Below are 7,449 nucleotides of genomic sequence, written 5' to 3' on the forward strand. Positions count from 1 at the left end.
ATCAGCTCAGGGAAACAGTATATGTTCCGAAAAACTGATCGGGGTGCAGCTTAAACTTGTACATCTCTTCAAGTACAAATTCGGGAGAGGCAAAAACGGGACCGAGTTGCGCGAGCTTTTGCATGAACTGGACGAGAGCGACGCCCAGTGCCGTACAGCCGGCCTGCGTCAGCACCCGCGTCTGCGGCGGGTAATTTGCATCGTGGTCAACGGCTGTGACTTTTGCGACCACAAGTGATTCAAACCGCTCGGCGAATACTGGATAGTTAGTTTGGGACCACTGCATACTGTCGTGCAGTTGACCCGAATCCTTCTTGTGAAGTGTCTTCAGGTTTTCATTTTTCGCTTCGATGACTAACGCGCGCGGGCCCCAGAACCAAAGGCCGTCCGGTCCGTCGCTAAATTCTTCGTCAGGCCGTGACGCTTCGGCCCCCAATGCTTCGCCAAGCCGCATCAACGCGGCCTCCACCTTCTTGGATTTCTGATTTAGATCTAGTGCATTTGCAATTCGTTGGGCCTCGATCACTGCAGCGTTCGGATTGGCAAACTTGCCGAACCAGACGCACACCTTCTCAGCGACGGTTTTAGCGCCGGGCATAGCCGGTTTACGAGGGAGCGACGGGGGAATCGCAAGTGTAACGTTGTTCTCGCGCGCTGCCTGCTGGATGGCCATCGCTTCAACAACATCCGATAGATAGGTAATCCGCGAGAGGCGCTGAAGATGGATGCCAAGCTCATCACCCGTAAGCTTCGCCGTATGAATTGCCTTCTGAAGTAGCGGTTTCGCGTCGGCAGACATATTGTTGGATGCCATAACGTGGGCACGCCGCTCTTGTTCTGCGAGTTCGATCGTGGCCACCGCGATCTCTGGATTCTTTTTTGCGACGTCACGGACCTTTGCGTTGTAGTACTTCTTCCATCCCGGATCGCGATTGAGGCACTGTCCAATTACCTGACGAATCGCGGCATCGGGTTTGCCACCGCTCGACTTGCGGACCATATCAGCCAGCTCGATGCAGAGATTAATTTGATTGCGTGAGTCGTGAGTCATCGCACCCAGCACGTCCTTGCGACCGACGTATGTGGTCAGATCCTGTCCAGCCAGGAGTACCACGGCAAAATCAGCATGTGATCGCACCGGTCGCCCCATCCCCTGCTCTATCCGGAAAATTGTTCGATTGCGGACACCACCAGGTGTAACGGACATCGTCGAGTCGACCTTATCGATAAGTCCCGCACCGTAGGGCGTGCCGTCAATGACGAGTACTCGACAAGCGTCATCAGGAAGGTCCACGCCATCAAAACGCTGAGCGAAAACCGCGAAACGCGTACCCGACCCTGGATTCTTTAGCCTGCGGACGCCTTCCGCAAAATTATCGTCTTTAAAATAGGTGGCACCCTTAGCTACCCAGTCCTCAGCCAGCTGACCGCTGGATGTAAGAACCACCACGTTATGGGTTTTCGAAAGATCCGCGCAAAGATCCATTACGTAGGCCCTGTCGAGCTCCGGATCAATCAGCGACGGCGCGAGAATCATTCGTTCTCCGAGGCCCCGGTCAGAGGGTGGCAAAATTGGATCAGATGCTGCCGCAGCTGAAACCCCTAGCTCGCGTGTCAGAAGCGAGTCGTCGGCCAACGTAGCCGACATAAACAACCTGTGCTCGGCCTGGGCGTAAGCACGAACCTGTTCTGTGGGGAGAACCTCTGGGCTAATTTCTAGCTTTGTCCCGGATATGACGCATCTGCAAAGCGGCAATATCCCGCTGAGATAGGGCCAGACGAAGATGAAATTCTGCTCGGCAGCGTACCCATGTAGGATTTGTTGAATCTCTTGATAGGAATCGGTCCATATCCAATGGGGGACCTCCAGCAAGGCGCCAGGATCACCGCTCTCCACATCCATCCATTTGGTGCGGTGATAATTGCTGCAACACGGCGCCAGTACTTCGATGAGCCGGTTGTAGGCTTCTCCGGTTACTGTCAAAGTGAACTGCTTGCGGATATTTTCAACACCAGCATGAGCATCGTCGAGCACGATGGCATGGGGCACCAAGTTGACCTTCGGGTTGGCGAAAGTGCTGCGTGCATTGAACAGCTTCTCATATGTGCAGACCATTACCGCGTCGCCCCGGGCGCACTCTTGGGGAGGGTACGTTTCACCGCCCAAGTAAGCCTTAGCCGGAATGCCGAGCCGGGCGGCTTCCTCGAGGACTTGATCGATGAGTTGGGAAGTCGGGCAAAGAAATACCACCGGTTCACCCGTGACGCGCATATACCCGTAAAGGTACAGCAGGCCGACCGTCGTTTTGCCCGCGCCGGTGCTTACCTTCAGCACCGAATCCTTCTGGCCGCTCCGCTCCGTCAGAGCACGCATCGCTTCCCGCTGAGCGGGGCGTGGCTCCGTGTGCGTTCCTTTTACGTCGAGCGCGCCATAAAACTTTTCAAGGTCATATACGACCTCTTCTTGCTTTGCTCCGATCAGGCTGCCGAAATCAATCATAAAAATATCCTAAGTCTGGCTCACGACTATCACACTGCCACGTCGTTGTGCGGCCCAATCGACTAGCGTGGGTTGACACGTCTCGCTCATCGTGTTGTTCGAGCGCTGCAAGCAATATGGGGGAGAAATCTCAACAGTTTCCTACTTCACTAGCCGGAGTCCGGTAGCCGGCGCAAGGTCATACATGGAGGACAGTTCGTGATAGTGCAGATGAAGAATTTTCGCGAGTTCTTCGTTCGTGTAGTCCATGTCTTCCACCATATTCCGCACGAGAACATCCATCACCGAAGTCTTCTCAGGCTCAAAATCGACAGCAGAAGGTTCACGCAGCCGGAAATTACGTATCGACATCTGCCGCCACAAATACCCTGCCTTGTTGCGGTCTATCCGTCCTAAATCCGATGCACGATAAATCATTGCCGCCATGGATACTTTCCAGACCGGCTTCATGTACGCGGCCTTTTCTAGCGTCAGTCCCTGCAACTCTGGGCCGATGTCACTTGCAGGCATGAGTAAGGCTGACGCAAACCGGTCTGCCTCTTCTTCCATATTGGGGCTTGGATAGGCATGCATCACAACGTGCCCGAGCTCATGCGCCAAGCTAAAACGCATTCGATCGGCCGGCTGGTCTTTGTTCAGAAAAATTATTGGCGGCAGCCCTGGAATTCGATAACTCACGCCATCAATTTTGGCGTCGTTAAGCGGGCAATGTACAACCAGGCATCCGGCACGTTCGACATGCTCGGTTAATGAACGCAAAGGACCGCGGGGCAGGAGCCAGGCACGCCTTACATTATTCGCGACCGCCTCGGGGTCCCCTCCCATGTCGTCAAGATCGTAGAACGGGAGAGGAAGCTCGGGGTTCAATTCGACGGCAGACAAAAATTTTCTCACGTGCCCAATCCGAATGTTCAACTCGGCGATGACGCGATCAAGTACCTTTTGCGGGACCGAAGCCTTCTTCCGGTACATCGGGTGGGCGCTCATCGGCGCACCATATTCGCGTTCGGCCTGGTAAAAAAACGAAACAGGGCATTCTAGCGCGAGCGCCAGCCGTTCCTGAACCTCATAAGTGCAATCCTTGATGCCCTGTTCTATTTTCGACAGGGCACCTTGAGTGATACCGGCCAATGCTGCCAATTCCGACTGGCTCAATGAGCGCATTCGACGTCGCAAACTTACAAGCTCACCGCGCAGGGGCCGGTCTAGTTCAACCGGTCGAAACATCTTGTTTACCATCTTTCGATTTATTTCTTGGTTTTACGATGCGGTCAGCTACTGATCCGCCATTTTCCGGTGCGGGTGGTTCTGCGAACGGGATGACGTTTTGCACGACTGGATCAGCGCCGAACAAATCGATCATCCAGGCGACCGCCTTGCGGTGTCGCTGCACTAGCACGATACGTTCAATTTCGGTCTCGGATCTATCCAGCTGGTAGACCATATCGAGCCTTGCGACCCCATCAAACATGTCTTGGGTCTGGTCAACATAAGCCAGCGCGCTCTTTGTCGGATAATTCCGCGACAATAGCTTTTCATCAGCTTTCTTCATCCGAATGAAAATATTGCCACCAACAAGGAGTCCTCGGTACGCCTTCATCTTCTCCTCGAAGGTAATACCCTCCCGGCCATCAAAAACCCGCTTCGAATGCACCAGCATCTGGTTCCATACCACATTCGCACGTACGCGCTTACACTGCATCGTCGGCGCGAACGGCCCCTCCTTCCAGTCACGCCATGCATTACGCACGACCGTAACGAACTCTTCTTGGAAAGGGCGTACTGCCTCTTCGGCGACATCGCGAGAAATGACCGGCATATTGCAACCTCTCATTGATTTCAATGAGGCAATGCTAACAGTCAACGACAAAAAGTACAACAAATTATTACCAAAATTATTCCCGTCGAGTCAAATCGCTAGCGGTTAGGTAAGGCGAAAACACGATTTCGCTCTCAACTTCTTCCTCTGATATGCTCCGCTCACGGCCTTGAGCGTTCAGCAAACGAATCCTGTACACTGACTACAACTGCGTCTTTAGATCGAACAACGCGACATGGCGCTCACGAAACACCCTCCTTCCGCGATTGTTACGCAATATAAGGCTGCTGCTGCCGCTCGCCGTGCGAAGATCGCTGCAACGATCACATCCGATGCTGAAGAGGTGTAGCCGAGCTCAGGTCGAATTCGGGCCACGCTAAGCGGGAAAGCAATACCGCGAGATCGACAACACCAGTTGTTCGGCCCTTCGGGGATTAACATTCCAGAATTCGCGACAGCCCGAAAAAAGAGGTCTGTTTGAAATCAATGAAACACGGCCATTCTTTTTCAAACACAGCGTGAACTTCAGGCGAAAGTTTTCTGCCCCTCCTCTATCAACATCCCAGAATTTGCGATGGCAAAAAAGAAAGTCGAAAAGTAACCAAAACGCAGAGTGTCTTCGGTTGAAGGCAATGAAACAATGCGATGATAATTTTCACCGAAGACTGGGCGAAAAAAAACGGCCGCGTGGGCCGTCTCGATAGGCGATGCGTATTATCCGAGCACGCCCAGCCGACGCAACGAGGCCGCGACCTGACCTTGCGCGTCCGCAATTGCCGAACGCCGCGAGGGCTGTGCGGGCGTAACGCCACCCTGAGCAAGTGCACGTCCGACGACACCAGTTGCCGCTACACCGGCCGGGCTGGCGGCTGCGGCGCGGACAATGTCTACCGCCTGCACATGAACTCCCCCCGTGGCTGTAGCGCGGCTACTGGATTTGAACAAGGCGGCACCCGCGGCCGTCCCACGCTTGACTTTAGCTTGCTGGACAGCGTCCATAACGGGGGCTTCTTCGGCAAACGGCTTTCTGCTGCCGACGTGAAAAATGAGTGGTTTGGTTGCCATAATGGGTCCAGTCTATATCCAACTAGGCCGGTCTGCAAGAAAAAGGGGAACTACCGTGCGCAAGGTCAGCTGGCGCGACAACTCTTTGTCCGACCGGTTGTCCAGCGTATTTTGGTGCTTTTTCTTCGATTCCAAGGTCAGCATCATTGCCAACGCGCCACTCGGCAACCCGATCTCCTGGGTCCTGCCGCCGCCGTCGCGCCACAGACCGATCGATCTGGCGGGCTTTGCCTCCAGCCAGTTTGAACGGTCAACCATCGCCGCGCAGGTGAATGACAGCACCGCGGAGCCGGGATCCTCGGCCAGGACCGTGGCATAACGGCCGGGCCATCGCACCGCGAGCTGGGGCCCGTCCATCAGCAGCGCGATCACTAGGTTGGGACCGACCGCCCGGATTGCGCTCATCGCCGGATCGGTGCGTGCTAGGTCCTCGCAAATGAGGGTGGCCAGCGACATGTCCCGGCGCAAGCCAAAAAATGGCAACTGACGCTGGCTTACGTCGATGTCCTCCCACCACTTATCGTTTCCGGGGGAGTTATCAAAGTTTAGTCCGTAGCGATCCGTCTGCCCACGGTCGAGGCGCCAGCGATGGTGTTTGTTTTGCTCACCCATGGCCACATGCCCGTCCTCTTGGAACACGAAAGTCAGTGCTCGGTTGAGCTGGTTTTCCCCGGCTTCCGAATCGAGCACCCCGGTAATCAGGAATTCGATGCCCAGCTCGGCCGCCGCGAGTGCTTGTACCAGTTCACCAGCCAGCGCGCTCGACAACGCACACTCGGGAAGAATAACGCCGGTCGGGACTGCGCCGGTTTCCATTTGAGCCTGCTTAATAAGCGGTATTACCAAGTCATCGGCAAGAAGTTGGCCGGTGAGCGGCTGTCCGTCCAGCGTGAGCCACGTCTGGTTCAGCTTGAAATATGCTGGCACATGGTTATCTGCCAAATTTTGCCGCGGGGAACTCAACTGGAAGCTACGGCCATGGATTGTGAACGGAAACGGAATAAGCAGCAGCCGAAGGTCATATGGCGCCGCCGGCTGCGCCTGATCACCTCCCAGCCGCTTGCTCGAGAGGATCCATGATGGTTCGAGGACGGAGATCGGCGCTAGCAGGGCCAAATAGTGGCTCAGTGAGCGGATCGTGCAGCCGACCGAGGAAGTAATTGCTTTGGGTAAGACGATGGCGCGGTCAGGCGGTACCATTACGCACAGCGAATGCGGTGCATGTGGCAACATGACCGACGCATCCGCCTCGGTGAGCGCTGCAAACGCCATAGAGGCGAACATATTCAGAGATGCATTGTCCGGGGCCACGTCCCAGCCCATGCCGGCGCAAGCTTCGTCAGCGATCGCAAACAACGCCAAGAGGATTTGTACTAAATCCGTATGTTCACGAACGGCACTCACCCGGACGTCGGAGAAGGTGGTTACGACGGCTTGCCATAACGAATCGACCGGGCCCGGGACCATATCATCGTTGGCGTTCCATACGCGCGCACAGTTAGCGATCTCCGTCAGGCGAATCGCGTGTTCATCAAGTTTTTGCCGGTCGGGACTCGCCATTGTGTAGCAGCCGGACCTTTCAATAATGGTTCCAACCACAGCAAATAGGTCTACCGGCCAGCTGGGACAGCTCTCAAGGTTTGTGGACGGCGCTGCCTGGGAGTTAAAGGCGTCCGTTCCTTCCGGCAATAATTGCTGAATCAGTTCAATAACCGTCATTTCATACCCGTAGTAGACACTGGCTGTCGTGGCCAGCTCAGCGCGATCGCGGCCAAAGGCTCGACTATAGCCGAAGAGGTGCTAACAGGGAAATTCCAGCAACCTTAGCCCCGAACGCCCCCATCCTGTGGCGAAGAGAAAGCACGCTACCAACGGAAGCGAATTTGCCAACTGCTGAATGTTAAGAAGCGACTGTGCCAACATCATGTAGGGTTCGGGGGGTAATCCCCCCGCAAAAAGAGCGTGTTTAGAAGTAGAATTTTCTACTTACGAACAGAAAGCTCTACATGAAGACGTCCCGCTTTACCGACAGCCAAATCATCGCCATCCTCAAGCAGGCCGAAGC

The 7,449-nt window shown here is 55.1% G+C and carries 4 protein-coding genes; all 4 read right to left on the bottom strand.

Translation table 11 applies throughout. The features are described 5' to 3' along the window. Nucleotide 1: 1 nt before the first annotated feature. Nucleotides 2–2,500 (bottom strand): DEAD/DEAH box helicase family protein, encoded by a 2,499-nt coding sequence (locus tag HHL21_RS20775; protein WP_169469471.1) that lies wholly within the window; start codon nt 2,498–2,500, stop codon nt 2–4. 141 nt (nt 2,501–2,641) lie between these two features. Then, on the bottom strand, nt 2,642–3,664 hold the full coding sequence (locus HHL21_RS20780) for a helix-turn-helix domain-containing protein (protein ID WP_206085950.1): 1,023 nt from the start codon (nt 3,662–3,664) through the stop codon (nt 2,642–2,644). Nucleotides 3,665–3,710: 46 nt separating this feature from the next. Continuing rightward, nucleotides 3,711–4,319, bottom strand: coding sequence for a hypothetical protein (locus HHL21_RS20785; protein ID WP_169469473.1), 609 nt, complete (start codon nt 4,317–4,319; stop codon nt 3,711–3,713). Nucleotides 4,320–5,396: 1,077 nt separating this feature from the next. Then, nucleotides 5,397–7,103: a hypothetical protein gene (locus HHL21_RS20790; RefSeq protein WP_169469475.1), complete on the bottom strand. Its 1,707-nt coding sequence runs from the start codon at nt 7,101–7,103 to the stop codon at nt 5,397–5,399. Nucleotides 7,104–7,449 lie beyond the last annotated feature (346 nt).

Source organism: Massilia polaris (assembly GCF_012927275.1).
Taxonomy (GTDB): domain Bacteria; phylum Pseudomonadota; class Gammaproteobacteria; order Burkholderiales; family Burkholderiaceae_D; genus Telluria_A; species Telluria_A polaris.

What these genes read in the sequence shown, in the direction of transcription:
- HHL21_RS20775 (WP_169469471.1), bottom strand. Translation starts at nt 2,500, where the DNA reads ATGATTGATTTCGGCAGCCTGATCGGAGCAAAGCAAGAAGAGGTCGTA.
- HHL21_RS20780 (WP_206085950.1), bottom strand. Translation starts at nt 3,664, where the DNA reads ATGCGCTCATTGAGCCAGTCGGAATTGGCAGCATTGGCCGGTATCACT.
- HHL21_RS20785 (WP_169469473.1), bottom strand. Translation starts at nt 4,319, where the DNA reads ATGCCGGTCATTTCTCGCGATGTCGCCGAAGAGGCAGTACGCCCTTTC.
- HHL21_RS20790 (WP_169469475.1), bottom strand. Translation starts at nt 7,103, where the DNA reads ATGACGGTTATTGAACTGATTCAGCAATTATTGCCGGAAGGAACGGAC.